At 33.0% G+C, this 24694-nt stretch carries 22 protein-coding genes and 1 tRNA gene; 12 read left to right on the forward strand and 11 right to left on the reverse strand.

Features of this window, described 5'->3' with window-relative positions; genetic code table 11:
* Positions 1-205 precede the first annotated feature (205 nt).
* Entirely contained in the window at positions 206-2911 is a 2706-nt protein-coding gene (locus tag BUC09_RS00720; protein ID WP_073307706.1) for a zinc-dependent metalloprotease, read from the reverse strand.
* A gap of 148 nt (positions 2912-3059) precedes the next feature.
* Between BUC09_RS00720 and BUC09_RS00725 the strand changes: the two genes are divergently transcribed.
* The 3 genes from BUC09_RS00725 to bioB all read left to right on the forward strand — a co-directional run bounded on the left by BUC09_RS00725 (position 3060) and on the right by bioB (position 5731).
* Positions 3060-3989: a bifunctional riboflavin kinase/FAD synthetase gene (locus tag BUC09_RS00725; protein WP_073307708.1), complete on the forward strand. Its 930-nt coding sequence runs from the start codon at positions 3060-3062 to the stop codon at positions 3987-3989.
* 103 nt (positions 3990-4092) lie between these two features.
* Positions 4093-4536, forward strand: a complete 444-nt coding sequence (locus BUC09_RS00730) for a hypothetical protein (RefSeq protein ID WP_073307710.1) — start codon at positions 4093-4095, stop codon at positions 4534-4536.
* Between the two features lie 112 nt (positions 4537-4648).
* Complete coding sequence (gene bioB, locus BUC09_RS00735; protein WP_073307711.1) at positions 4649-5731, forward strand: biotin synthase BioB; 1083 nt, start codon at positions 4649-4651, stop codon at positions 5729-5731.
* Positions 5732-5783: 52 nt separating this feature from the next.
* On the opposite strand, the gene BUC09_RS00740 is transcribed toward bioB, so the two are convergent.
* From BUC09_RS00740 to mce, 3 genes are all read right to left on the reverse strand, one after another.
* Positions 5784-5987 (reverse strand): hypothetical protein, encoded by a 204-nt coding sequence (locus BUC09_RS00740; protein WP_234972508.1) that lies wholly within the window; start codon positions 5985-5987, stop codon positions 5784-5786.
* Between the two features lie 204 nt (positions 5988-6191).
* Positions 6192-6265, reverse strand: a tRNA-Ile gene (locus BUC09_RS00745).
* An 88-nt stretch (positions 6266-6353) separates the two neighbouring features.
* Positions 6354-6758 (reverse strand): methylmalonyl-CoA epimerase, encoded by a 405-nt coding sequence (gene mce, locus BUC09_RS00750; RefSeq protein ID WP_073307716.1) that lies wholly within the window; start codon positions 6756-6758, stop codon positions 6354-6356.
* Positions 6759-6840: 82 nt separating this feature from the next.
* Here mce and rbfA point away from each other — a divergent pair, with 82 nt between their 5' ends.
* The 3 genes from rbfA (at position 6841) to BUC09_RS00765 (ending at position 10014) form a co-directional block, all read left to right on the forward strand.
* The gene (gene rbfA / locus BUC09_RS00755; RefSeq protein ID WP_073307718.1) at positions 6841-7233 is read left to right on the forward strand and encodes a 30S ribosome-binding factor RbfA; all 393 of its coding nucleotides are present in this window, start codon (positions 6841-6843) and stop codon (positions 7231-7233) included.
* Position 7234: 1 nt separating this feature from the next.
* Positions 7235-8437, forward strand: coding sequence for an ABC transporter permease (locus BUC09_RS00760; protein ID WP_073307720.1), 1203 nt, complete (start codon positions 7235-7237; stop codon positions 8435-8437).
* 155 nt (positions 8438-8592) lie between these two features.
* Entirely contained in the window at positions 8593-10014 is a 1422-nt protein-coding gene (locus BUC09_RS00765) for an MATE family efflux transporter (RefSeq protein WP_073307722.1), read from the forward strand.
* A 32-nt stretch (positions 10015-10046) separates the two neighbouring features.
* Here the strand turns inward: BUC09_RS00765 and dusB are convergent, their stop codons facing one another.
* From dusB to BUC09_RS00780, 3 genes are all read right to left on the reverse strand, one after another.
* Positions 10047-11036, reverse strand: coding sequence for a tRNA dihydrouridine synthase DusB (gene dusB / locus BUC09_RS00770; protein ID WP_073307724.1), 990 nt, complete (start codon positions 11034-11036; stop codon positions 10047-10049).
* Between the two features lie 94 nt (positions 11037-11130).
* On the reverse strand, positions 11131-11505 hold the full coding sequence (locus BUC09_RS00775) for a hypothetical protein (RefSeq protein WP_073307727.1): 375 nt from the start codon (positions 11503-11505) through the stop codon (positions 11131-11133).
* 39 nt (positions 11506-11544) lie between these two features.
* Positions 11545-11865, reverse strand: a complete 321-nt coding sequence (locus tag BUC09_RS00780) for a roadblock/LC7 domain-containing protein (RefSeq protein ID WP_073307729.1) — start codon at positions 11863-11865, stop codon at positions 11545-11547.
* A gap of 125 nt (positions 11866-11990) precedes the next feature.
* Between BUC09_RS00780 and BUC09_RS14960 the strand changes: the two genes are divergently transcribed.
* From BUC09_RS14960 to BUC09_RS00795, 4 genes are all read left to right on the forward strand, one after another.
* On the forward strand, positions 11991-12122 hold the full coding sequence (locus tag BUC09_RS14960; RefSeq protein ID WP_262487715.1) for a hypothetical protein: 132 nt from the start codon (positions 11991-11993) through the stop codon (positions 12120-12122).
* 142 nt (positions 12123-12264) lie between these two features.
* The gene (lepA, locus tag BUC09_RS00785) at positions 12265-14061 is read left to right on the forward strand and encodes a translation elongation factor 4 (protein ID WP_073307731.1); all 1797 of its coding nucleotides are present in this window, start codon (positions 12265-12267) and stop codon (positions 14059-14061) included.
* A 132-nt stretch (positions 14062-14193) separates the two neighbouring features.
* Positions 14194-18414 carry a T9SS type B sorting domain-containing protein gene (locus BUC09_RS00790; protein WP_159432924.1) on the forward strand — a complete coding sequence of 1407 codons (4221 nt, stop codon included), beginning with the start codon at positions 14194-14196 and terminating at the stop codon, positions 18412-18414.
* Between the two features lie 116 nt (positions 18415-18530).
* Complete coding sequence (locus BUC09_RS00795; RefSeq protein ID WP_073307735.1) at positions 18531-19505, forward strand: helix-turn-helix transcriptional regulator; 975 nt, start codon at positions 18531-18533, stop codon at positions 19503-19505.
* A 35-nt stretch (positions 19506-19540) separates the two neighbouring features.
* Here the strand turns inward: BUC09_RS00795 and BUC09_RS00800 are convergent, their stop codons facing one another.
* Positions 19541-20026 (reverse strand): DinB family protein, encoded by a 486-nt coding sequence (locus tag BUC09_RS00800; RefSeq protein ID WP_073307737.1) that lies wholly within the window; start codon positions 20024-20026, stop codon positions 19541-19543.
* A 138-nt stretch (positions 20027-20164) separates the two neighbouring features.
* Here BUC09_RS00800 and thiL point away from each other — a divergent pair, with 138 nt between their 5' ends.
* Positions 20165-21214, forward strand: coding sequence for a thiamine-phosphate kinase (thiL, locus tag BUC09_RS00805; RefSeq protein WP_073307739.1), 1050 nt, complete (start codon positions 20165-20167; stop codon positions 21212-21214).
* 87 nt (positions 21215-21301) lie between these two features.
* Here the strand turns inward: thiL and trpS are convergent, their stop codons facing one another.
* Positions 21302-22276, reverse strand: coding sequence for a tryptophan--tRNA ligase (gene trpS, locus BUC09_RS00810; protein ID WP_073307742.1), 975 nt, complete (start codon positions 22274-22276; stop codon positions 21302-21304).
* Between the two features lie 211 nt (positions 22277-22487).
* Between trpS and BUC09_RS00815 the strand changes: the two genes are divergently transcribed.
* Complete coding sequence (locus tag BUC09_RS00815) at positions 22488-23099, forward strand: lysophospholipid acyltransferase family protein (RefSeq protein WP_317041184.1); 612 nt, start codon at positions 22488-22490, stop codon at positions 23097-23099.
* On the opposite strand, the gene BUC09_RS00820 is transcribed toward BUC09_RS00815, so the two are convergent.
* The gene (locus BUC09_RS00820; RefSeq protein WP_073307746.1) at positions 23100-23507 is read right to left on the reverse strand and encodes a hypothetical protein; all 408 of its coding nucleotides are present in this window, start codon (positions 23505-23507) and stop codon (positions 23100-23102) included.
* An 82-nt stretch (positions 23508-23589) separates the two neighbouring features.
* On the reverse strand, positions 23590-24594 hold the full coding sequence (gene recA, locus BUC09_RS00825; protein WP_073307748.1) for a recombinase RecA: 1005 nt from the start codon (positions 24592-24594) through the stop codon (positions 23590-23592).
* Positions 24595-24694: the final 100 nt, after the last annotated feature.

The following is a 24694-nucleotide window of genomic DNA, read 5'->3' on the forward strand; positions in this document are numbered from 1 at the left end:
AAACACCAAGTTAAAAAATATTTCCACAATACAAAATTAAAAAATTGATAATCAAAAAAGTATAGCGAATAATATTACAAATGTGGCAATAAATTTAATTGAGAAATGTATTTTATGAGTAAAGCCGTAAAATCAAAATGAAAAAATAAGCACAAAAAAAGGCAAATTCAACAGAATTTGCCTTTTTTAATTATTATCAAAAAGATTATTCTATAATAACACGCTTAACAGTTTTCTTAGCTCCATCGATTATAGAAACTAAATAAATTCCTGATTCAACATTATTTAAAGAAACCGATTGATTAATTGCTCCTGTATTTACAAAAGATTTTTCATATACTTGACGACCTCTCAAATCGTGAGCTACTACTTTAATATCATTTGCTGTTGAAGAAGTAAACTTAATTGTAAACTCCCCTTTATTAGGGTTTGGATATAAATTAAAATCTTCAAATTCAAAATCAGGATTAGATAATGTCAAAGTTTGAGAACAAACAGTAACTGCAAAATTTGTAACACTTCCAGTATCTCCTGAATAAAGATCCCTTGCTCCTAATGTCCAAGTACCATTAGCTGGTTTACCATTCAAAACAGATAACTTATCATAAGGCGCATAAGAAACTCCTGAAGGACCAGTAGCATTTGATCCTCCTGTACAAACAGGGATTGGGTTATTATCATCAAAAGTAATATTAAAATTATTTTGAGACGCACAGAAATCCAACCACAACCATAAACTAGTTGCATCAGGATGTGCTAATTCAATAGCTAAATCATTAATATAAGTATGAGTCACAGCAACATTTACGTTTACATCAGTAATGTTGTAAGTTACTGGCACATTAACCGTTCTTAATGCATAACCCCCTGGAATTGGCCCTGTTGTTCCTGATCCGTCAGGAATATCAATAGAGCCATTATTGGTGTATGTATTACATGTATTTGTAACTGTATATCCAATAGCAATAGGCTTCCTATTTACATCAAAGAAAACATTACCAGAAGCTTTTACCATAATTCTACAGTCTGTAGCAGCAATATTTGGTACTGTAATTGCTTGTGAACCGTCGTTTAGTGTGTTAGCTAATAAAACAATAGGGTATGTCAAACCTCCATCTGTTGATAGCAAAATATCAACATTAGCCGCGCCAGCCATCAAATTAGTATTATTAACTGTCCATGTAATAGTTTGAGTTGAATTTTGTAACCATGAAATTCCATCAGTGTTTTGAGAAGTAACATCTAATGGTCCTCTCGTAGCATCAAAAGTTACAGACATAGTAGCTGTACTCGTTTGGTATTGACCTACAACATTATCTCTACCTGTTAATGCAAAATTTAGGGTTCTTGCTATTGTTGGCACAACCTCAAAAGTTGTTCTATTACTCGCTAAGGCACTTAGCGAAGGAAAATATCTAACCGGAGATGTAGTTGGAGCATATGATCTAAAATTAGGCCCGTTGTTTTTACTAGACAAAACAAAACCTGCATTTCCCCCAACAGTTGTAGCGTCATCATTTTGTTCCCAACAATATGTTACTGGATTACCATTAGGATCAGTTATTGAACCAGTTAAATAAAATGGTGTTCCAATAGGCAATGTTAAATTAGCTCCCGGAGTAACAACTGGAGGTAAATTTGCAACATTTGTTGTAGTTTGACAAGTTTTAGTTGTCATATTAGTTTGAACTTGATTTATAGATCTGTAGGTAAAATAATCATCTGAATGAGGCTGAACATCATAGGCACCTGTTATACCTGCATAACCCATAATAGAAGAACCTGAACCTGGTTCAACATTCACAGTATTATTTTCACCGCTAAATGTAAACGTATGATTTGCTCCAAATTGGTGACCCATTTCATGAGCAACAAAATCAATATCAAAATTATCTCCAATAGGAGCAGTACTTGTTGTATATCCACTACCCTTACCTGCTCCAACTCCTGTCCAAGGAGCTGTAGTTGTATCAGCGGTTCCGCAAACACATCCAATACATCCAGCATTACCATTATTTCCAATAGCAGAAACTAAATGACCTATATCATAATTTGCATCACCAACATTTATTGTTAAAGCATCTTGCAAATCTGTATTATAGTTTGCATCCGTATCTCCATAAGGATCTGTTCCAGCATTTAAATAAATAACATTTGTTGTTGAGGCAACTAAATTCATGTGAATTCCGAATTCTTTTTCAAAAACTCCATTAACTCTTGACATAGTATTATTAAAAGCCGCTAAAACTAAAGCTGTGGTACCTCCATGAAAAGCAGCATATTCTCCTGTACAAGACATGGCTAGTCTAAAAACATGCCATTTTCTGTCATTCGATTTAGCAGAAATACCATTCTTATCAGACATTTGAGCTTGCAAAGAATTCTCCACTGTTCCACATTTGAACTCTCTAGCGCCTTGGGATTTTGATGTGTAAATAGCATAAACCTTACCATCATTAGAATATTGTTCTAATAATTCAGTGTCCTTTCCTGCTCTAAAAATTGTAGCATCTAATCCTTTGGGTGACACACTCAGACGAATTTGAGCATATTTATCATTAATTCCTTTACCAACATAAGCCCTAATATCTGGAAACTGAGCTTGCAATTCCGCATCAAAGTTTGACGCTTCAAACATTTCAAACTGTTCTAACCCCCCATCAGAATTAGGTAAAGAAATTATTTTACCTTGTTTAGAAACGAATCTGTCTTGAGCAGAAAATAACACCTGTCTCATTTGATCAACATTAACACTAAACAATTTAAACTGTTTAGGAAAGTCTTCTCGAGAAATCTGCTTGGCAACTTCAACTCCTGATCCTTTGTATTCAGTCCAAAACCTATCTGTTTGTGCAGAAGCTTGACTTAAAGAAAAAAGAAATCCAATTGCCAGAAGTAATTGTTTTTTCATAATTATAAATTTGATTAGCACACAAAAGTAACATTTTTTTAAAACTTTCTTAATTTATTTTGTTAAATTAAAAGGATTTCGAAAAAACCTAAAGCCTAAATCTCAAGCAATTATTAAAAAACTTAATTTTGCTTTTATTTAATTTATTTTGAAAGTATTTACTTCTGAAACTGAGTTCAGTTCTTCAAAAAGAACAATCTTAACCATTGGCACTTTTGATGGAGTCCATTTGGGACACAAAAAAATTATAGACAGATTATTAAAAAGCTCTAAAGCTGAAAATATTGAAAGTACTGTAGTTACTTTTTCTGAACATCCTAGATCTGTCCTCAACCAAGATAAAAATATATGCCTCTTAAACACTACAGATGAAAAAATAAAGTTATTAGAAAACCTTGGACTGGACAATTTAGTGATTTTAGATTTTGAATCTATCTCTGAATTATCTGGTGAAGAGTTTGTTAAAAATATTTTGGTAGACAAACTAAATATTCAAAAAATAATTATTGGTTATGATCATCGTTTTGGTAAAAACAGATCTTCAGACATCCATGATTTAATTTATTTTGGAAAAAAATATCATTTTGATGTTGAGCAAATTTCTGCAGAAGAAATAAATGACATAACCATAAGCTCAACTAAAATTAGAAATGCAATCTTAAACGGAAATATCTCCCTTGCCAATTCATATTTAGGGTATGATTTCTTTTTCTCAGGGGAAGTAACTCAAGGAAAACAATTAGGCCGAACAATCGAGTTTCCAACAGCTAACATAAAAATCCAAAATTCACAAAAAATAATACCTAAAACTGGTGTATATATAGTAAAAGGAGAATGGGATAAAAAGCAGCACAACGGAATGATGAACATAGGCTACAGACCAACTGTTGAAGGTAATTCTCTATCAATAGAAGTGCATTTTTTAAATTTAGACGAAGATTTGTACCACAAACAAATCACCATTTACACTTTAGAATTTATAAGAGATGAACAAAAATTCAACTCTTTAGAAGACCTAAAAGAGCAATTAAAAAAAGACAAAAACAAAACCATGAAATTCTTCAACAAAGAATACTAATCGCCATATTCTTGTTAATTATTTGTTTTTCAGTATTTTATTAATTAAATTTGAGAGTACTCTAGATTGCTTTTAACTAATTGTCTAATTAAAATTAAAAGTTATGAATATCTCAAAAGAATTAAACAACGGTATTTTGATTTTCATCAGTATAGGCATCTATTTCCTCTTTATGGAATTGCTTGGACTTTCGGATGTGTTTTTACTAAGACTTCTTAATATTTTTATTGTGGTTTACTTTATCAATAAAACCATAAAATCAAATTATAAAGAAGGAAAAACAGAATATTTAGAAAATATTATATCTGGATCATTGACCTCTTTAATAGGAGTAGCTCTTAGTGTTGCTGGATTATTAGCATATATATCCATGAAAGGAGGAAATGCCTATCTGGCAAATCTATCTAAAAATTTCTTGTTTGGAGGTGGAGAGCCTTCAATGTATCAATATTGTATTGGATTACTATTTGAAGGAATAGCTTCGTCGATAATCATTACATTCACTTTAATGCAGTATTGGAAAGACAGACCCATCAAAGGTTATTGAAAAATAAAAAAATTAGAAAAATGCTTTTGGTATCCAAAGGCATTTTTTTTTACACTTCCCATAATAATAAATCTAAATCCGTATTTTTGACCATTATTACAAAAAGCATACTATGAGTATCACAAGAAATAACTGGACTAAAGAAGAAATTATAGCTATTTACAATAAACCTTTAATGGATTTATTATTTGAAGCTGCCTCAATACACAGAGAACATCATGACCCTAATGTTGTTCAAGTTTCAACACTACTTTCTATAAAAACTGGTGGATGCCCAGAAGACTGTGGATATTGTCCACAAGCTGCTCGCTATCATACAGACATCGAAGGCAATGACTTAATGAGCGTTCAACAAGTGAAAGCACAAGCTTTAAGAGCTAAATCTTCAGGATCATCAAGAGTTTGTATGGGTGCCGCATGGAGAAATGTTAAGGACGGACCTGAATTTGATCAAGTACTTGAAATGGTAAGAACAATAAACAAACTTGATATGGAAGTTTGTTGTACCTTAGGAATGCTTACTGAAAATCAAGCTAAAAGATTAGCCGAAGCTGGATTATATGCCTATAATCATAATTTAGATACATCTGAAGAATACTATAAAGAAGTGATTTCTACACGTGGTTTTGAAGATCGTTTACAAACAATCGACAATGTTAGAAAAACTAATGTAACAGTTTGTAGTGGAGGTATTATAGGAATGGGAGAAAGCGTTGAAGATAGAGCCGGAATGCTTGTTGCGCTTTCAACACTAAACCCTCAACCAGAATCAGTTCCTATTAATGCACTAGTGGCAGTTGAAGGCACACCTCTTGAAGAAGAAAAACCTGTTGAAATTTGGGAAATGATTCGAATGGTAGCTACAACCAGAATTGTAATGCCAGAAACTCAAGTTAGATTATCTGCAGGGCGCACTAACATGACTCGTGAAGGTCAAGCTATGTGCTTTTTTGCTGGTGCTAATTCAATTTTTGCAGGAGATAAACTTCTAACAACTCCAAATCCAGATGTTAATGAAGACATGAAAATGTTTGAAATGTTAGGATTACAACCTCAAAAACCTTTCATTAAGAAAATGCAACCTGAAACAGTTGAAGCTTGTGATTCACAATTTGAAGCTCTTGGTGAAAAACCAAAATGGTCTAGACCTGGACATACAATAGAAAGAAATCTAGAAGCAACTTCTAAGAAATAAAAAAAGCTCCCATAAGGGAGCTTTTTTGTTTTTATATCTTGAAAACTAAATACTATTTAATTAAAGCTTTTTTACTTCTATAAAAATAAACTGCAGCTAAAACTACACCTGCTACTACTAACACCACTACATTTTCATTTATCGGGAAACCTGGACCAACAGGTGTAGGTGGTGGTGGTGGATCTTGAGCATATAGACCTCCGCTTACAAAAGCAGCTAAAACTGAAAGGTAGGTATTTTTTGGAGCAATTTTCATAGTTTGGTAAAAATATAAAAAAAAACTGTTTAACAAAACTTTATTAAAAATTTTGATTTGAAACATTTGATTTCTCGACAATATTAAAAGAAAAAAATGACACAACCAATTAAAAATTAAAAAATTAGCGCCATATCTTTTAAAGAAACGTTTTCGTAACCTTTTATAAACAAAAAAACCCTGAAAAAACAGGGTTTAAATATGTGGTCCCACCTGGGCTCGAACCAGGGACCACCTGATTATGAGTCAGGTGCTCTAACCAACTGAGCTATAGGACCAATTGATTAACTGAATTTCAGCAATCACAAACAAGATAATTTCTCATTTGAGGTTGCAATATTAGTACATTTTTTGTGTTCTACAAAATTAATCTGCTATTTCTTGACACAATTCTATCAATACTCCATTAGTGCTTTTAGGGTGTAAAAAAACAACTAGCTTATTATCAGCTCCTTTTTTTGGAATTTCGTTTAAAATTACAAATCCTTCTTTTTTTAATCTTTCAACTTCAACGTAGATATTTTCAACATCAAATGCAATATGATGTATCCCTTCTCCTTTTTTTTCTATGAATTTCGCAATAGGACTTTCTGGATTTGTCGCTTCAAGTAATTCTATTTTATTGGGGCCATTCATAAAAAATGACGTTTTAACCCCTTCAGATTCAACTTCTTCTTCTTTATATGGAGCAACCCCAAAAAGTTTTTCAAACAAATCATTCGAATCACTTAAACTTTTAACTGCAATACCAATATGTTCTATCTTTCTCATTTTTTAAATTTTAAACAAATATAAAAACTTTGTAACTTAGTTACTTTACCACTATCAAACTAAAAAATTGTATTTTTGCCACATGGAAACAAATAGACAGAAAAAAATAGGGAGCGTTTTGCAAAAGGATTTAGTGGATATTTTACAAGGGGAAGTGCGTAAAAACGGCATAACTAATCTTGTAATTTCTGTTTCTAAAGTAGGTGTTACTACAGATTTATCTATTGCTAAAGTTTTTTTGAGTATCTTCCCTCAGGATAAAGCAGAAGAAATTTTAGAAGCTATAAAATCTAATACTCCATTGATTAAACATGATTTGGCTCAAAGGGTTAAACAACAATTAAGAAAAGTTCCAAATCTTATTTTTTATATCGACGATAGTTTAGATTATATTGAGAAAATTGACAATGCATTATCTGGAAAAGAAAATCCAATAGAAAACCCTGACTTATTAGAAAAAAGAAAAAAATCATAACTTGAGTTTTTCCTATTACATAGCGAAACGTTATTTACGCACATCGAGTAAAAATAATGCCATAAACATTATTACTCGAATTGCCTCATTAGGTATAGTAGTAGGATCTATGTGCTTATTTGTTGTTCTTTCTGTATTTAGTGGGTTAAAGGACTTTAGCTTATCTTTTAGTAATGATTTTGATCCAGATTTAAAAATAATACCTAAATACGGCAAAACTCTTACTATAACTGAAGAGCAACGATTAAAAACAAAAGCTACCAAAGGGATTAAATTTTACAGCCAAACTATTGAAGAAAAAGTATTGTTTCTATATAAAGGAAAAGAACAAGTTGCTTTTATTAAAGGAGTGGACAATCAATACAACCTTGTAAACAATATTCAGAAAACACTCTATCAAGGACAGTGGCTCACACCTCAAACCCCACAAGTTGTGATTGGAAATGGTATATCACAAAAACTTTCAATGGGTCTGTTTGATATAAATAATTCTTTTGAAATATATGTTCCTAGACCTGGCAAAGGAGCTATCACAAGCGCTGAAACTGCCTTCAATAGATCTACACTTATCCCTGTTGGGATATATGCAATCAATGATGAATTAGATTCAAAATACGTTTTTGCAGACTTGCAATTAACACAAGAATTACTTGAATTTAAAAAAAATCAAGTAACTGCGATTGAGATTAATTTAGATTCTCTTGCAAATGAGAAGAAAATAGTAACCAGGCTAACTACTATATTTGGCGAAGAAAATGTATTGATAAAAAATAGAGCACAACTTAATGACAGCTTACATAAAATGCTCAATACAGAGAACGCTGCCATTTATCTAATTTTTACACTAGTCATAATCATGACTCTATTTACACTAGCTGGAGCAATTATAATGATGATATTAGATAAACAAAACAATCTAAAGACTCTATTCAGTGTTGGTATGAACATAAAGGAAATACAAAACGTTTTCCTTCTTCAAGGAACATTACTAACTGTCGTTGGCGGATTGATTGGAATTTTATTAGGAATCATAATTGTTTTTATTCAACAACACTTTAAGGTTGTAATGATAACCGAATCATTACCTTATCCTGTTATTTTCAACTTCACTAACGTTTTTATTGTATTCTTTACAATATTTTTCTTAGGCTTTCTTGCATCATATATTGCAAGCAGTAGAGTAACCAAAAAATTAATGATGTAAGTTCATAAAAAGAATTTATATTTGTTAAACACTATTATAATATTACGTCTATGATTGTTTTTGTCTAGTCTATAATTATCGGGAGATAATTAAGACCTTGTTTTTTAACCAAATAATCTCAATTTGGAGTTATCAATTATTATCCTAAATTAATCATGACAGAAATAAATCAATCAATACTATCACGTATATTTTCAACTATTAAAACCGCTATTAAAGGCGACAATTCTTTTGACTTTACAACTGGAAGCATTAAAAAAGGCGTCATTTTACTAGCCATACCTATGGTTTTAGAAATGATGATGGAATCAGTTTTTGCTTTAGTAGACCTGTACTTTGTGGGTCATCTAGAAAAAAGCAGTTTTGCCATTCAAACTGTAGGTTTAACAGAATCTATACTCACTATTATTTATTCACTAGCCATCGGAATAAGTATGGCAGCTACCGCGGTTGTTGCTAGAAGAATTGGAGAAAAAAATCCAGAAGCAGCAGCAAAAGCAGGGATGCAGGCTATTGTAATTGCTTTTGTCATTAATACAATCATTAGTCTTTTTGGGGTTATTTATGCAAAAGACATTTTACTATTAATGGGAGCATCTCAAGAAGCTACTGACTATGGATTTCTTTTTACCCAAATAATGATGGGAGGAAGTATAAGTATCATGCTTTTATTTTTGATAAACGGAATTTTTAGAGGAGCTGGAAACGCCTCTATTGCAATGCGAAGCTTATGGATTGCTAACGGATGTAATATTGTATTATGTCCCATTTTAATCAACGGATTGGGGCCAATTCCTGCTTTTGGATTAGTAGGAGCTGCAATGGCAACTACTATTGGTAGAAGCGTAGGAGTTTTATATCAGTTTTACCATCTATTTGGCGACAAAGGAATTTTAAAAGTAAATATTTCACAGTTCATTCCAGATTGGGAACAAATAAATGCTCTAGTAAAAATTGCAGCTCCAGGAGTTTTACAATTTGTAATCGCTTCGTGTAGTTGGATTTTCTTAGCACAATTAGTAGCCACAACAGGAGGAGATCATGGTTCTGCAGGTTATCAAACAGCATTACGTATAATGATGTTTTTTATCCTACCTGCTTGGGGACTAAGCAATGCTGCCGCTACATTAGTTGGGCAAAATTTAGGCGCAAATCAAATAGAACGTGCCGAAAAATCAGTATTTACAACTGCAAAATATAATGTTATTTTTATGGCTTGTATTATGATTTTTTGCTTGTTTTTTGGAAGTGTGGTCATATCATTTTTTACCAATGACAAAGTTATTCATGATATAGCCGTTTCTGCTTTACAAATAATGAGTCTGGGTTATATCTTCTACGGAATTGGCATGGTACTCATTAATACGTTTAACGGTGCTGGTGACACATGGACACCTACAAAAGTCAATTTTTTTGGATTTTGGTTGTTCCAAATTCCTTTAGCCTATTTCTTAGCAAAGCATTTAAAAATGGGACCTACAGGAGTTTTTATGGCCATTCCTATTGCCGAAACTGCAATTACATTAACCAGCATATTTTTATATCGTAGAGGAAAATGGAAAACAATACAAGTATAGAAAAAGTCCCAAATTGGGACTTTTTTATTTTATTAAACTAATTGACCACTATAGTCTTGAATAATATCATCAAACACTTGCAATAAAGCATTATGCTCATCAAGGGTTACCAATTTATTTCTATGCTCTTTAAAATGCGGAATACCTTTAAAATAGTTTGTATAATGACGACGCATCTCAACAATCCCTACACGCTCACCTTTCCATTCCATAGACCAAATCAAATGATTTCTTGCAGCCTCTACTCTATCAGTAATATTTGGTGAAGCCAGATGCTCACCTGTTTTGAAGTAATGTTTTATTTCGTCAAAAATCCAAGGATAACCTATAGCAGCACGGCCAATCATAATACCATCTAAACCATATTTGTTTTTGTATTCCAATGCTTTTTCGGGTGAATCAATATCACCGTTACCAAAAATTGGAATTTTAATTCTAGGATTATTTTTAACTCTGGCAATATGTGACCAATCAGAATGCCCTTTATACATTTGAGCACGCGTTCGTCCATGAACTGTTAAGGCATGAATACCAACATCTTGAAGTCTTTCGGCAACCTCATCAATATTAATTGATGATTCATCCCAACCTAAACGGGTCTTGACAGTTACAGGTAGATGAGTACTTTTAACGACCGCTTTGGTCAAACGAACCATTAAATCGATATCTTTTAACACCCCTGCACCCGCGCCTTTACAAACTACTTTTTTTACTGGACATCCAAAGTTAATATCTACTAAATCTGGCTGAACAGTTTCGACTATTTTAGCACTCATTGCCATGGCCTCCTCATCTCCACCAAAAATCTGAATACCAACTGGACGCTCATAATCGAAAATATCCAGTTTTTGCCTACTCTTAATTGCGTCACGAATTAAGCCTTCACTCGAAATAAATTCAGAGTACATCAAATCGGCACCATGCAGTTTACACAAGCGACGAAAAGGCGGATCACTAACATCCTCCATAGGAGCTAGCAACAAAGGAAAATCCGGTAATTCTATTTTACCTATTTTAACCATTCAATCTACAGTTTATCCACTTCATTATGTATAAAAAACAAAAAAAAGCTGTAATTAACTACAGCTTCATTTTTGGTGCAAAGATACTATTATTCTACATTTTAGATGCAATGTCTTTACTATATTTTTTTAGAGTAGCTCTAGCCATTCCTAAATTCACTTTAGATGAATCCACAGCAAGATAAACAAAGTAATCTCCGTTTTCTGACAAATCAATAATGTGTAATTGATCAGAAAGCGTGATCAAAATATCATCCAGTTTAGATGCAAGACCTAAAGCTTTAATTGCACTAAGTTTTGCCTTAACCACTTCAAGATTGTAAGCCGATGCCAATTCTGGATCAAAATTAGGATTAACAGAAAGCGAAGCAAATGACATCCCTGTTTTCACCTCTGTAACTGAAACACCTATAAAACCAGCAAGATTATCTTTCAAATCTGAGGTAAATGTTGTTAAAAATTCTGACATAATTTAAGATTTTAGTGTTAATATAGTTTTTGAATAAGATTAAGAAATCGCTTGCAGTTTTAAATGAATAAGACCTAGTTTACTTGGATTTTTAGTAATTAAGGCCAAATACTCATCCTTATCGAGCCTACGCACAAAGAAGAGTCCTTTGTCCGCATGAATAATCATTTCGTTTGAATTTCCAAATTTCAGATCCTCGATTAACTCTTTACACATTGTCAACAAAACACCACCCATCGCCGCAATATTACCATCAAAATCAAGATAATGAGATTTTAACAAATTTCCATCACCGTTAAACACAAGAGCAGAGTCAACTCCCGTCTCATCAATTAGTGCATCTAAGTCAAGTTTTTTCATAGATTATCAGTTATTTAGTTTTAGCTAATGTAAACTTTTTTTTACAAAAAAATATTTATTTGTAAGGTTTTTTTTATAAATTTATTTTATTAAATTTAACGGAACTTTCACTAAATTAATGCCACATGAAAAAAGAAACTAGCCCAGAAAAATTAAGACAACGTCTTCAAAAAACTCTTTTAGAATTTAGAAAATATAGAATTGCAAAGGGCAAACAGTCCAAAAAAGCTACAATTTTTTCAAAAATTTTTAATTAATACACTTAATGCTAAGATGTTCTTAGATTGCTTCACTTAATTTTATACTTTTGTAGCCAAATTAGGTTTGAAGATTTTTCTTCTGTTTATTAGAGGTACATCTTCAAAAACAGCCTAAAAAGATTACTTTATAAAGTATAGAATGAAGAAGATTAGAAATTTTTGCATTATTGCACATATTGACCATGGTAAAAGTACTTTGGCAGACAGGCTTTTAGGAGCTACACAAACAGTAACTGCGCGTGAAGAAAAAGCCCAGTTACTTGACAACATGGATTTAGAACGAGAAAGAGGTATCACTATTAAAAGTCATGCCATCCAGATGGAGTACAAGTATAAAGGAGAAGATTATATTTTAAACCTAATTGACACTCCTGGACACGTGGATTTCTCTTACGAAGTTTCCCGTTCTATTGCTGCTTGTGAAGGAGCGTTATTAATTGTAGATGCCGCACAAAGCATCCAGGCGCAGACGATTTCTAATTTATATTTGGCCTTAGAAAATGACTTGGAAATTATTCCAGTATTGAATAAAGTCGATTTGCCAAGTGCCAATCCAGAAGAGGTAAGCGACGATATTATCGATTTATTAGGATGTAAATTAGAAGATATTATTCATGCTTCAGGTAAAACTGGTTTTGGTGTTGAAAATATTTTGGCAGCAATCATTGAAAAAATACCTGCTCCTAAAGGAGATCCAGAAGAACCTTTACAAGCTTTGATTTTCGATTCTGTTTACAATCCGTTTAGAGGAATTGAAGTTATTTTCCGTGTGAAAAACGGAGAAATTAAAAAAGGTCAAAAAATCAAATTCATGGCCACAGGCAATGAATATTTTGCTGATGAAATTGGAACTCTTAAATTAAACCAAGTTCCAAAAGATAAAGTTTCAACTGGTGACGTAGGTTATTTGATATCAGGAATTAAAGAAGCTAAAGAAGTAAAGGTTGGAGACACCATCACTGATGCCAAGACTCCTACAACAAATATGATTCATGGTTTTGAAGATGTAAAACCAATGGTATTTGCTGGAATTTACCCTGTTGACACTGAAGATTATGAAGAACTTCGTGCTTCGATGGAAAAATTACAACTGAACGACGCTTCATTAGTATTTGCTGCTGAAAGTTCTGCTGCGTTAGGTTTTGGTTTCCGATGTGGGTTCTTAGGAATGCTTCATATGGAAATTATCCAAGAGCGTTTAGAACGTGAATTCAACATGACGGTAATTACTACTGTTCCCAACGTTTCATATTTAGCTTATACCAAAAAAGACCCAGAGACTTCCTTTGTCGTTAACAACCCTTCAGATTTACCTGAACCTTCAAAACTTGACAGAGTTGAGGAACCTTTTATTAAAGCAACAATTATCACAAAAGCAGATTTCGTAGGTAACGTAATGAGCTTATGTATAGAGAAACGTGGACAAATCACAAATCAAACTTATTTAACAACTGAACGTGTTGAATTAAACTTTGATATGCCTCTTGCAGAAATTGTATTTGACTTCTATGATAGATTAAAAACTGTTTCGAAAGGTTATGCCTCTTTTGATTATCATCCTATAGGGATGAGAACTTCTAAATTAGTTCGTTTAGACGTCCTATTAAATGGTCAAAACGTCGATGCACTTTCAGCATTAATACATGAAGACAATGCTTACCACATTGGTAAGAAGATGTGTGAAAAATTACGTGAGTTAATACCAAGACAGCAGTTTGACATCCCAATTCAAGCTGCGATTGGAGCAAAAATTATTGCTCGTGAAACAATCAAAGCTTTACGTAAAGACGTAACAGCAAAATGTTATGGTGGAGATATTTCTCGTAAAAGAAAACTATTAGAAAAACAAAAAGCTGGAAAAAAACGTATGAGACAAGTAGGAAATGTAGAAATACCCCAATCTGCATTTATGGCTGTCTTGAAGCTAAACGATTAAAATAAGAAATATATTTAAAGTCCAATTGTGAATTCAATTGGACTTTTTTGCCCAAAAACCCAAATCTTAACCTTAAAACCTATTTGCAAAATGGTAAATTTTGTACCTTTAGTAAACCCAAGGCTGACTCATATGAAGAAAGTAATTTACATTTTTCTGCTTTGCTTTGGGAGTAATGTTTTTTCCCAAAGCATTACTGTAGATAATACTACAAATAGCCCTAGTGATTTAGTTAATCTATTACTTGGAAATTCGTGTGTCAGTGTATCCAATATTGGAATTTCATCATCACAGTCAGTAGCTTATTTCAACAACAACGGTTCTACTTTCCCCATAAACGAGGGTATTATACTTAGAAATGGTGAAGCTATTTTTTCTCAAGGACCATATACAGGAGCTAATATGAGTTCTGTTGCAACTGGAGGAGGAACTGATCCCTTTTTACAAAACCTAAGCAATAATATTAGTGGTCAAACAACTGCAATTACAGATCTTTCATACTTACAATTTGACTTTGTACCTATTTCAAGTGCTTTTAGTTTTGATTTTTTGTTTGCGTCTAATGAATATGGCCAATTTCAATGTTTATCTAATGATATTTTTGCATTTGAATTAACAAATTTAACAACAGGAATAACCACAAATCTAGCTGTAATTCCAAGCACTATTACACCTGTCTCGGTTAAGACAATTAAAAATGCATTATACAACAACACCTGTGGATCATCAAACGCTAACTTATTTTCTGTTTACAACGTAAACAATCCTGGAGCCTCAACTTTAAACATGAGAGGACATACAGTTGTTTTAAACGCATCATCTGCAGTAACTCCAAACACTCCTTATCGTTTAAAACTGGTGATTGCAGATTATGGAGATTCTGATTATGATTCTGCTGTTTTTATAGGTGCTGGTAGCTTTGAAAATAATCTTGATTTAGGTCCTGACAGAATAATATGTTCTGGAGACACTTATACTCTAGATACAAATCTAGATACGTCTTATACTTTTGATTGGCTTTTAAATGGATTTTCTACAGGGCAAACTGGTCCAACTTATACAGTTACTCAACCCGGAACATATACAGTCAATATAACTAAAGGAAGTTGTAGTTTAACCGATACAGTAGTTTTTAATGATTTAGCTGTAAACTCTCCTTCTGATTTATATGTTTGTGGAAATGGAAGTGCAAGTTATAATTTTAACTTAACCACAAATAACGAAACAACTCTTGGCATCGATAACAACGTTTATGATGTGTTTTATTACGATTCTATAGCAAATGCTAACAGTAACAATCCAATTCCTTCATCTAATTTAAATTCGTATCCAAGCCCAGGTGGAGAAACCATTTACATTAAAATATTCAATACTCAAACTGGACAATTTTGTGATGCGGCATATTCATTTAATTTAATAGTTACAAATCCAGTAGTTGCAGGAACTAACATTACAGATTCTATCTGTGATAATGCTATAGGACAAAGCTATAATTTGGCCAACTTCAATCCAGATGTTTTAAATGGCCAACCTGCAGGCAATTTTACTATTACGTACTATTTAACACAAACAGACGCACAACAAGGAATAAATAGCATAGGAAATTCTTTAAATATTCCTGCTGGATCAACATCTGTAACTGTTTGGATTCGCTTACAAAACATCTCTAATTCAAATTGTTTTGATGTAACCAATGCTATAATTACCGTTAATCCTTTACCAATAGTCACAACATTAAATCAGGTTATAGAATGTAATAATTACACCTTGCCAACTATTGCAAATGGAACTTACTATACTGGCCCTAATGGAACTGGTACACAATTAAATCCTGGAGATATTATTGACCTTTCAGGAACTTACTACATTTTTGCTGGACCAGATGCAAATGGCTGTACTAATGAATCGCAATTTTATGCACATTTTGTTGATGAATATGTACCAACACTTGACAATTGTGGTTCATTTACCGTTCCTCAACCTGATTATAACATTGGCGCTTTTTATACTGCACCAGGTGGGCCTTCAGGATCTGGAACACTAATCCCTGTGGGAACAGTTTTCACTAACCCTTCGTCGACAACTTCAATTACTCAAGATATTTATTATTATGCAGATGTCAATGGCACATTTTGTACTGACAGATTATTTGTCATAAACATTCATCCGCTGCCATTAGCTGATGACCCTGCCGATGTAATTACATGTGACTCTTACATTTTACCATCATTAACAAATGGAAATTATTACAGCTTGCCTGGAGGTCCTTCTGTGAGTGGTCAAGTCGCATTATCAGCAGGGAACAGCATAACCTCAACACAAACCATTTATGTTTACAATGAAAATGCTTACACAGATGTTACAGGAAATCCCGGTGTATGTATCACTGAAAATGCAGTAAACATTAACATAATTGACACATCACTTTTTACACCACAACAAGCATGTGGAAGCTATACATTACCTGCTATCACTATAGGAGGGTATTTTGATGCACCAAGTGGTGGTGGAAATCCAATAGATCCAAATGTACCTATAACTACATCTCAAACTGTTTATTATTATGCTCCAACGACCACAATCCCAAATTGTACAGAAGCAAATAATTTAAACTACCAAATTACAATACATCCAAAACCTGAAGTTGACACAATTCCAAATGGCACACATTGTGGAGAATTCATATTACCTATTCCAACAAATGGCAGCTACTATATGCTTCAAGGCGGACCAACTGTTGCTGGACAAACAGCAATTCCAGCTGGTTCAATAATCGACTTATCTGGCTCAAATCTAAATCCAGGTACTTATTGGATATATACCAATCCAGACGCTAATGGATGTGACAATGAAAGTTCTTTCACAATAGATATACTTCCATATCCAGTAACCGATGAACCAATTAATAGAATTGAATGTAATCCATATTCTATCCCTACACCTACAAACGGAACTGTTTATACCGCTCCGGGGGGACCTAACGGTAGCGGAACTGTTGTAACGTCAACACAAGTATTCACAACCGATAATACTTTTTATATATACAATGTAAACACTGCAAATGGATGTGTATTTGACAAGCCTTTTGAAGTATATTTCAACGGAATTAATCTTCCTGATTTTCAAGACATAAGTGTTTGTGACACCTACACTCTTCCTGTATTAACGCATCAACCACCTGAACCAAGTAACAGCTATAGTATAGGCTATTTTTACAATGCAAATGGTGTAAATCCTGTTCCTACTGGTACTGTTTTTACATCAGCCAATACACCAGTTACGATTTATGTTTATGCGGTAAATTCAGGACGATTTGGTTCGACTTGTATTGAGGAAAAATCTTTTACAATAACTGTATCTGATACTCCAGTAATCACTCCACAAACATTTGATTCGGAAGAATGTGGGTCTTATACTCTACCCGCTTTACCGACTGTTAATTACAATATCAATTACTATTCAAGCCCAGGTGGTGTTGGATTAATTTCTCCAGCAAATTACACTTATAGTACCCCTGGAACGTACACGATTTACAGATATGCAACCGCAACAAACAACTCTAACTGTAACGATGAAGACTCATTTACCTTTACAGTTCATCCATTATTAGACTTAACACTGCCTAACGGCATTATTTGTGTTGATCCAATAACAATAAGTCAAGGACTAACAACACACACAGTCAATACTGGCTTAAACCCTGCCGTGTTCAGTGCAAACTGGTATTTGAATGGCACACTAATGGGTACCGGTGTAAGCTACACAGCTACTGAACCTGGAACCTATGATGTTGAATTTGTAAAACTAACTCCAGATGTTGGTGCAAATTGTAACTACAAACCAACAACTGTAACGATTGATAAATCAAGTAAAGCTATTGCTTATGCTCATGTTTCTGGTGCTTTTGAAGAGCAAATAGACATAACTGTTATCATAGAGCATGGTTTTGGAGTATATACATATCAACTTGATAATGGCCCAATACAATCAAGTAATGTATTTACTAATGTTCCTGCTGGCCCACACACAATTACAATTACAGACACACTAAATAATTGTGGAAGCATACCAGTTAAAGCTTATGTACTTAATTATCCAAGATATTTTACACCAAACGGAGATGGCTATAATGAAACATGGAATATTAAGAGTTTAGCAGATCAACCAGAATCCTATATATATATTTATGATCGTTTTGGTAAATTCTTAAAACAAATTAGACCTGCTACTCAAGGGTGGGATGGAACTTTTAATGGAGAACCACTACCTTCTACTGATTACTGGTTCCAAGTATTCTACAAATTTAATGGTCAAGACCAAGAATTTAAAGCCCATTTTAGTTTAAAAAGGTAATTTTATAGCTATGAAAAAACAAAAGGCGCATTCATAAATTTATAAATGTGCCTTTTTTAATTTCTGTATAATGACAACTTATGACTTATCTTTGAAAGAAAAGTTGTACGCAGTAAATGGATGAATCTCTTAATAAATTTGACCGCATTGTCGCTATTCTGATTCAATTACAATCTAAAAAGATTGTTAGAGCTCAGGATTTAGCAGACAGATTTAATGTCAGCCTTAGAACCATTTACAGAGATATCCGTTCACTAGAATCTTCGGGAGTTCCTATTTACAGTGAAGCTGGTATTGGTTATTCTATTATGGATGGATACCGACTTCCCCCTATTATGTTTACCCGTGAGGAAGCAAGTAGTTTTATTGCCGCGGAAAAATTAATGCAAAAATTTACTGATACAGGTTTAGATAAGCATTACAAATCTGCAATGTTTAAACTAAAAGCAGTTTTAAAAAACAGCGACAAAGATTGGCTAGACGCAATTGAATCGAAAGTAGTAATGCAATCCAATCAGCAATTATTCAATGAAAATGTACCTAATGCACTAGCATTATTCTTTGAAAGTATTGCTGAGAAAAAGCAAACTTTACTTTCGTACCAAACATTCGAAACTGAAGAAATTAACGAAAGAAGAATAGAACCGGTAGGTATATTTCATCAAAATAATTTCTGGTATGTTTTAGGATATTGTCATTTAAGAAATGATTACCGACAATTTCGGACAGATCGTATTCAAAAAATATGGAAAACAGATTTAGATTTTACGTTAGAACACAAAACTCTTGACGAATTACTTCACAAAGAAAATTCAGTTCATTCTCTAACCAAAGTTCGCATTTTAGTGGATAAAAAAATATCTAGATATCTATCTTGGGAACGAAAACAATATGGTTTTGTTTCGGAAAAAAAGATAGGCAGTCAAGTCGAAATGACCTTTATGTGTTCTGAAATGAATAATGGCTTTTCAAGATGGTTTCTAATGTTTGCAGATCATGCAGATATACTAGAACCACAAGAATTAAGAGACCGTGTACTTGAATTACTTGATATGAATAAAAAGAGATTACTTCAAAAAAAACAATCCTGACAATTTATGTCAGGATTATTCAGAATTCTATCTCTTTATCTTTCCCAGAAAAAAGGAGGAGCAATATTTAAAGCTCTTAAATATACATAGCCTTGGCCACGATGATGAATTTCGTTGTCAATGAAATAAAGGATATTTTGAATAATAGGGAATTCATATTGCCCAAAAAGATTAAATGATTCACTAAAATCCTCTACTGATAATTGTTGCCACAATGCATCAATATCCTTTGTGTCTTTATCCCATTGTTCTAAATATTGAGCTTTTGTCGTAAAACCTTGGGTTGAACCTTCAGTAAAAGGTTGTACATCTCTTTTCACAATTCCTCGTAATGCTGGAGCAGCAATAGCCAAAAGTTCATCAGTCAATTTTGCAAATGGACGCATTCCTGCAACTGAAAATTCAAAGAAATCCTTTTCTGGAAAAGCTTGAATTACTCTTCTTGTTAATGCTCTATGCCCTTGCCAGTGCTTTAATAAATCTTCTTGACTGATTACCTGTGAAACTGTTTCTGTGTTCATATTATGATTGTTTAAATGATTACTGAAACAAAATTAAGAGAGGCAAGTGACAACAGTTTGTCAGTAGCAAAATAGAAATTTTAAAAATTTTAAGCCTGAAAAAACTTTGTACCTTTGTGCCTTAGAAAATGAATAGCGATGATAGAAGATAAAACACCACAAAGAACAAGTATAGCACAATTAGGTGAATTTGGTTTAATTGACCATTTAACTAAACACTTCGAAATAAAAAACGAATCCACTATAAAAGGCATTGGTGACGATGCTGCTGTTTTGGATTTTCAAAACAAAAAAACAGTAGTTTCTACCGACTTATTAATTGAAGGTGTTCATTTTGATTTGGCTTACATGCCTTTGAAGCATTTAGGTTATAAAGCCGTAGTGGTTAATGTATCTGACATTTATGCTATGAATGCCAAAGCAACTCAGATTACGGTTTCTGTAGCTGTTTCCAATCGTTTTCCTTTAGAAGTATTGGAAGAATTATACGAAGGAATCACGTTAGCAGCTAAACAATATGATATTGATGTTGTGGGTGGAGATACTACCTCATCGCAAAAAGGTCTAATCATTTCTATTACTGCTTTAGGTGAAGCTGACGCAGACGATATTGTTTACCGTAACGGAGCAGAACAAGGTGACTTATTGGTGGTTTCAGGTGATTTAGGAGCTGCTTATATGGGACTACAGGTTTTAGAAAGAGAAAAACAGGTATTTCAAGTAAACCCGAATAACCAACCCGATTTAGACAATTATACTTATTTAATTGAAAGACAACTTAAACCTGAAGCTCGAAAGGATGTTGCCGAAATTTTAAAAGCACTAGACATAAAACCTACCTCGATGATTGATATCTCTGATGGGTTATCATCAGAAGTAATGCATTTGTGCAAACAATCGACTGTGGGATGTAATGTTTATGAAGATAAATTACCAATGGATCCTCAATTCATTAATGTATGTGAAGAGTTTAATATAGATTCTACTACCATTGCTCTAAACGGTGGAGAAGATTATGAGTTGCTTTTCACAATTAAAATGGATGATTTTGATAAAATCAAAGGAAATCCAAACTTCACCGTTATTGGCCACATGACACAAGAAAGCGAAGGAATTCATTTAGTAACCCGTGCCAACACTAAAATAGCTTTAAAAGCTAGAGGTTGGAATGCTTTACAGGAAGAATAAAAACAAACTTTAGCATAAAAAAAATCCCGAATTTCACTTCGACAAGCTCAGTGATTATTCGGGATTTTATATTTTATTAAGTTTTATCTAGTAGCCAAGTTTTGTTCTAACTCTTTTCAATACGCCATCAGCTACTGCAGATGCTTTTTGAGCTCCTTGAAGCAACAAAGCTTCAAGTTCATCCAAATTGTTCATATAATAGTTATAACGCTCTCTTTCGGCAGCAAACTTGTCAATGATTAATTCAAACAAAGCCTGCTTTGCGTGACCGTAACCAAAATCGCGGTTTACGTTTTTATACTTCTCTTTCATTTCGGCAATTTGCTCTTCGTTTGCCAATAATTTAAAAATTGTAAATATTTTACACGTATCTGGATTCTTAGGCTCTTCTAAAGGAGTACTATCTGTTTCAATACTCATCACTTGCTTACGAAGTGCTTTATCATCAAGGAAAATATTGATAATATTGTTTCTTGATTTACTCATTTTTTCTCCATCTATTCCTGGTACTAACATAGTGTTCTCACTAGTCAATGCTTCGGGTAAAACAAACGTTTCTCCCATTTGATGGTTAAAACGAGAGGCTACATCACGAGTAATTTCAAGATGCTGTAATTGATCTTTACCTACAGGTACCACTTCAGCATCATATAATAAAATATCAGCAGCCATCAACATAGGATACGTAAACAAACCAGCATTAACATCTTCTAATCTATCTGCTTTATCTTTGAATGAATGCGCTAAGGTTAAACGCTGAAAAGGGAAAAAACAACTCAAGTACCAAGACAATTCTGTAGTTTGAGGTACATCACTTTGACGATAAAAAATTACTTTTTCAGGATCAAGTCCACAAGCAAGCCACACTGCCGCAGTACTATTAGTATTGCTTCTTAATGTTTCGCCATTTTTAATCTGTGTAATCGAATGTAAATCGGCGATAAAAAGAAACGATTCATTTGAAGGATTTTCGGCCATTTTGATAGCTGGTAAAATCGCTCCTAATAAATTTCCTAAATGTGGAGTTCCTGTACTTTGAATTCCCGTAAGTATTTTTGCCATTGTAATTTTATCTATTTTTAGCAAAGTTAATTCTTTTGTGAGATTTTTAAAGCGATTGTGTATTTTTGAGCCTATGAAAATTATTAAAATACCTTTTTGGATTCTTTGGCGTGTGTGGTTTTACATTTTAGTATTACTTCCCATCATTGTAATGTTTCCTTTTTTATTCGTCTCTTTTTTAAAAGAAAGTTGGTATCCACACTTTTTTAAGATGGCAAGAATTTGGGCCAAAGTGATTTTATATGGAATGGGTTTTTACCCAAAAGTTGAAAAAGATCAAGAAATCATTCCTAACAAAAGTTACATGTTCATTGGGAATCACACCTCAATGCTTGATATAATGCTGATGTTAGTGACTGTAAAAAATCCATTTGTATTTGTAGGGAAGAAAGAATTGGTTAAAATCCCTTTGTTTGGATTCTTCTATAAAAGAGCTGTAATTATGGTTGATCGTGACAGTCCTAAAAGCAGACAGCAAGTTTATGAGCGCGCTCAACGAAGAATAAATCAAAAATTAAGTATTTGTATTTTCCCTGAAGGCAAAGTCCCAGATGACGAAAGTATCGTTTTAGACACTTTTAAAACTGGAGCTTTCAATTTAGCAGTAGACCATGATTTACCTATTGTTCCAATGCTTTTCCCAGATAATAAAAAGCATTTTTCTTATACTTTTTTTAGCGGATACCCAGGAAAATTAAGAGTTAAAATTTTAAAATTCATAGAAACAGAAACGAAAGACCATCATGACCGAAAAATAATTCGGGATGATGCTCAAAAACTCATGTATGATGAATTAGTTCGTTTAGAAAAAGAAGATAATTAATTAAGGAACCACAGGAACTTCTATTTCATCATAAATATCATTGCCATTTGAATCTTCACCTTTCCAAAGTTTAAAAATATAACTCGCTTCTGTAGTAGGAATAAAACGTAAAATTTCAGTCATTGGATTAATTGGTGCAGTTGTACAATTATCTTGTTCAACTACTCCGTTTACAATAGCAATTGTTCTAATATTTGAGTTTCTATCATAATAAAAACCATCAAAAAAATGACACGTAGTTGGTCTTACATATTTGAATGGCAACTCATAAATACTATCTTTTTTAAATTCTGAAGGTAAAACTACACTATCAACTGGAATATATTCGTAGTGAAAATTATTTCCATCATCATTTGAACAACTCATTGATGTCATTACTATCAAGAAAAAAACAACTACCTTTTTCATAACTAAAAGATTTAAAACACTAATTTACAACATGTTTTAAAAAAAGAAAAGCCTCAATCTTAAAATTGAGGCCTTAAATATTCTAATTTTCGTTTTCTTTAATCAATTGTTTGATTTTAAGTTCAAGTTCATCTGCTAATTCAGGATTATCTTTAATTAAAGCTTTTACTGCATCACGTCCTTGACCTAATTTAGTATCTCCATAACTAAACCATGAACCGGCTTTTTTAATAATCTCAAATTCAACTGCTAAATCTAAAATCTCTCCAGTTTTTGAAACACCTTCACCATACATAATATCAAACTCAGCTGTTCTAAAAGGGGGTGCCACTTTGTTTTTAACAACTTTTACTTTAGTTCTATTTCCTAATACATTCTCTCCATCCTTAATTTGAGAAGAACGTCTAATATCTAAACGTACAGAAGCGTAGAATTTCAATGCATTACCACCTGTAGTTGTTTCAGGATTTCCAAACATAACTCCAATTTTTTCACGAAGCTGGTTGATAAAGAAAACAGTACAATGTGTTTTGCTAATTGTAGCAGTCAATTTTCGTAGAGCTTGAGACATTAAACGAGCATGAAGACCCATTTTAGAATCTCCCATTTCCCCTTCAATTTCACTTTTTGGAGTTAATGCTGCAACCGAGTCAATAACTACAATATCAATAGCACCTGAACGAATTAAGTTCTCTGCAATTTCTAATGCTTGTTCACCATTGTCTGGTTGAGAAATAATTAAATTATCGATATCTACACCTAATTTTTCTGCATAAAAACGATCAAAAGCATGTTCTGCATCGATAAAAGCAGCTATTCCTCCCGCTTTTTGAGCTTCAGCTATTGCATGTAATGTTAATGTCGTTTTACCTGATGATTCAGGTCCAAAAATTTCTATGATTCTCCCTTTTGGATACCCATTTACTCCTAAAGCCAAATCCAATCCTAACGAACCTGAAGCGATTACCTCAACTTCTTCGATAGCTTTGTCTCCCATTTTCATTACGGTTCCTTTACCGTATGCTTTATCTAATTTATCTAAAGTAAGCTGCAGCGCTTTTAGTTTGGCTTCTTTTTCTGAACTCATTATTCCTAAATTTTAAATCAAATTATTTTTAGTAAAAATAGTTGTTTTTTACTTCATTAAAGTAACAAGTTTTCAACAAAAAAGAAAATCCCTCAAAAGA

The organism is Flavobacterium terrae (assembly GCF_900142035.1).
In the GTDB taxonomy this organism is placed as follows: domain Bacteria; phylum Bacteroidota; class Bacteroidia; order Flavobacteriales; family Flavobacteriaceae; genus Flavobacterium; species Flavobacterium terrae.

What these genes read in the sequence shown, in the direction of transcription:
- BUC09_RS00720 (WP_073307706.1), bottom strand. Translation starts at nt 2,911, where the DNA reads ATGAAAAAACAATTACTTCTGGCAATTGGATTTCTTTTTTCTTTAAGT.
- BUC09_RS00730 (WP_073307710.1), top strand. Translation starts at nt 4,093, where the DNA reads ATGAATATCTCAAAAGAATTAAACAACGGTATTTTGATTTTCATCAGT.
- bioB (WP_073307711.1), top strand. Translation starts at nt 4,649, where the DNA reads ATGAGTATCACAAGAAATAACTGGACTAAAGAAGAAATTATAGCTATT.
- BUC09_RS00740 (WP_234972508.1), bottom strand. Translation starts at nt 5,987, where the DNA reads ATGAAAATTGCTCCAAAAAATACCTACCTTTCAGTTTTAGCTGCTTTT.
- mce (WP_073307716.1), bottom strand. Translation starts at nt 6,758, where the DNA reads ATGAGAAAGATAGAACATATTGGTATTGCAGTTAAAAGTTTAAGTGAT.
- rbfA (WP_073307718.1), top strand. Translation starts at nt 6,841, where the DNA reads ATGGAAACAAATAGACAGAAAAAAATAGGGAGCGTTTTGCAAAAGGAT.
- BUC09_RS00765 (WP_073307722.1), top strand. Translation starts at nt 8,593, where the DNA reads ATGACAGAAATAAATCAATCAATACTATCACGTATATTTTCAACTATT.
- dusB (WP_073307724.1), bottom strand. Translation starts at nt 11,036, where the DNA reads ATGGTTAAAATAGGTAAAATAGAATTACCGGATTTTCCTTTGTTGCTA.
- BUC09_RS00775 (WP_073307727.1), bottom strand. Translation starts at nt 11,505, where the DNA reads ATGTCAGAATTTTTAACAACATTTACCTCAGATTTGAAAGATAATCTT.
- BUC09_RS00780 (WP_073307729.1), bottom strand. Translation starts at nt 11,865, where the DNA reads ATGAAAAAACTTGACTTAGATGCACTAATTGATGAGACGGGAGTTGAC.
- BUC09_RS14960 (WP_262487715.1), top strand. Translation starts at nt 11,991, where the DNA reads ATGAAAAAAGAAACTAGCCCAGAAAAATTAAGACAACGTCTTCAAAAA.
- lepA (WP_073307731.1), top strand. Translation starts at nt 12,265, where the DNA reads ATGAAGAAGATTAGAAATTTTTGCATTATTGCACATATTGACCATGGT.
- BUC09_RS00790 (WP_159432924.1), top strand. Translation starts at nt 14,194, where the DNA reads ATGAAGAAAGTAATTTACATTTTTCTGCTTTGCTTTGGGAGTAATGTT.
- BUC09_RS00795 (WP_073307735.1), top strand. Translation starts at nt 18,531, where the DNA reads ATGGATGAATCTCTTAATAAATTTGACCGCATTGTCGCTATTCTGATT.
- BUC09_RS00800 (WP_073307737.1), bottom strand. Translation starts at nt 20,026, where the DNA reads ATGAACACAGAAACAGTTTCACAGGTAATCAGTCAAGAAGATTTATTA.
- thiL (WP_073307739.1), top strand. Translation starts at nt 20,165, where the DNA reads ATGATAGAAGATAAAACACCACAAAGAACAAGTATAGCACAATTAGGT.
- trpS (WP_073307742.1), bottom strand. Translation starts at nt 22,276, where the DNA reads ATGGCAAAAATACTTACGGGAATTCAAAGTACAGGAACTCCACATTTA.
- BUC09_RS00815 (WP_317041184.1), top strand. Translation starts at nt 22,488, where the DNA reads ATGGCAAGAATTTGGGCCAAAGTGATTTTATATGGAATGGGTTTTTAC.
- BUC09_RS00820 (WP_073307746.1), bottom strand. Translation starts at nt 23,507, where the DNA reads ATGAAAAAGGTAGTTGTTTTTTTCTTGATAGTAATGACATCAATGAGT.
- recA (WP_073307748.1), bottom strand. Translation starts at nt 24,594, where the DNA reads ATGAGTTCAGAAAAAGAAGCCAAACTAAAAGCGCTGCAGCTTACTTTA.